Source organism: Pseudomonas sp. FSL R10-0399 (assembly GCF_009600165.1).
GTDB lineage: Bacteria > Pseudomonadota > Gammaproteobacteria > Pseudomonadales > Pseudomonadaceae > Aquipseudomonas > Aquipseudomonas helleri.
Genome location: NZ_WIWK01000240.1, coordinates 1 through 1,704 on the forward strand (window position 1 = coordinate 1; position 1,704 = coordinate 1,704).

The window sequence follows — 1,704 nt, forward strand, 5'->3', positions numbered from 1 at the left end:
GCGCTGCACTGAAGGCCTCCCAGTGCACCCGCTGTGCGGGCCAGCCGAGGGCGTTAGCCTGCTGGCGAACAGCATCGAGCAAGGGTTGCGGGCCGCAGCTGTAAACGTGGCTGCCCAGCGGTCGCTCGCGCAGGATGTGGCTCAGGTCGGGGCGGCGGGTATAGGTGTGCAGGCGCGTACCAAGGCGCTGTTGCAGTTCGTCAACATAGGCACCGCTCTGGCCCTGGCGATACACGTAGTGCAATTCGAAGTTTGCCTGGCGCTGCTCCAGGGCCGCGATATAGGCCATGAACGGGGTGATGCCGATGCCTCCGGCAATCAATATGTGCAAGCTGGCGGTCGAGTGCAGGGCAAACAGATTGGCCGGGGCCGACAGTTGCAGGGTGTCGCCCACCTGCACCTCGCGGTGCAGAAAGCGCGAGCCGCCGCGTGAGTGTTCTTGCAGGCGCACGGCAATCCGGTAGTGGCGGTTGTCGGCCGGATCGCTGGTCAGGGAATAGGCATTGCGCAACGTGCTTGCGGCCAACGGTAAATGCACTTGCACATGGCTGCCGGGGGAGAACGCGGGCAAGTGGCCCGAGCACGGCGTGAAGGTGAACTCGCGCACGGCTTGAGTGAGCATCCGCGTGGCGCTGACCTGTACCTGGAGCGGGCGACTCATGAGTGCGCTCCTGCATACGGCTGGTCCGGGTTGCGGCACACGCCGATGTAGGCGCCCAGCCGCCGGGAAAAATGCTCGCGCACTTCCAGCTCGACGTCACAGCCCAGGCACGCCAGTTGCGCGGTGGGCGAGGCGGCCTGGAGCAGGCCGCAATGCACGCAATACACTTGGCGCGGGCCGCTGAGGGTATGGCTGAGGTCGATTTCCTGTTCTTCGAGCCCGGCGTCGCGGGCCAGACCGTGGATGCGCCACATAAACGCTTCGTCGCCCATCACGTAGAGGTGGCTGCCCACCGTGGCGCTGTCCAGAAGCTGTTGCAGGCGTCGGGCAAAGTCCGGGTGCTCGGCGTTCAACACCTGAGCCGGCTCCAGTTCGCTGACAAAGGGCGCACTGGCTGCGGTGCTTTGCATGACCACGAGGTGCTGGCGGGCATTGGCGCCAAGGGGCGCCGCCTGATAGCACGGCAGGCTGTGGCGTTGCTCGAGGGCGGCATTGAGGCTATCCGTCATGTGGGCTGTCCTGGCTGATCCACCCCGGTAAACAGGGCGAAAGTGGCGTTTTGTGTTTCCTGTTGGGGAAGATAGTTTCCTAAGGGGAAAATCTTCTCAATCTGGCCAAAGGGCTACCTCTTTGGAGATAAGCCAAGCGTGGCGGGCCTCAGGGGCACGGAAGTTGCTCGTGTTTGCGTGGGTTCACAGGGAGTTAACGAGAGTGCAAACACGATCGCGATGGTGGCCGCTCTGGTTGGGGCGTGTCCGCCCTGAACAGGCAAGCAGCGTGCGCAAGCTGCTGATCGAACTGCCCTTGAGTCAGTTGCACGTGGACAGTGCCGTGAGCGATTTTTTGGACCGTTTTGAAGCACTGCTACCGATGGCCAGGCTTGATCTGATGCTCGCCGAGGAGGGGCCGCAGACTGCGCACTGCGATGTGCTCAAGCGTTGCCCGGCAGTTGCCGGTTGCCCCTTGCTCGATCACCCGGCAACTGACACGGCCCATGCCTGCGTCCCGTGTCGGCGGCGTGGCGTGCAGCGGCTGTTGTGCGC

At 63.9% G+C, this 1,704-nt stretch carries 2 protein-coding genes and 1 pseudogene; 1 reads left to right on the top strand and 2 read right to left on the bottom strand.

The genetic code is table 11. The features are described from left to right. A partial coding sequence (locus GHO41_RS29160; RefSeq protein WP_153435335.1) for a ferredoxin reductase occupies positions 1-661 on the bottom strand: 661 nt, incomplete at its 3' end. Further along, positions 658-1,170: a dimethylamine monooxygenase subunit DmmA family protein gene (locus GHO41_RS29165; protein ID WP_153435336.1), complete on the bottom strand. Its 513-nt coding sequence runs from the start codon at positions 1,168-1,170 to the stop codon at positions 658-660. The genes GHO41_RS29160 and GHO41_RS29165, both read right to left, overlap by 4 nt. Before the next feature lie 268 nt (positions 1,171-1,438). On the opposite strand from GHO41_RS29165, the pseudogene GHO41_RS29170 reads away from it, so the two are divergent. After that, positions 1,439-1,704: pseudogene (locus GHO41_RS29170) on the top strand (histidine kinase); the annotation flags it as partial.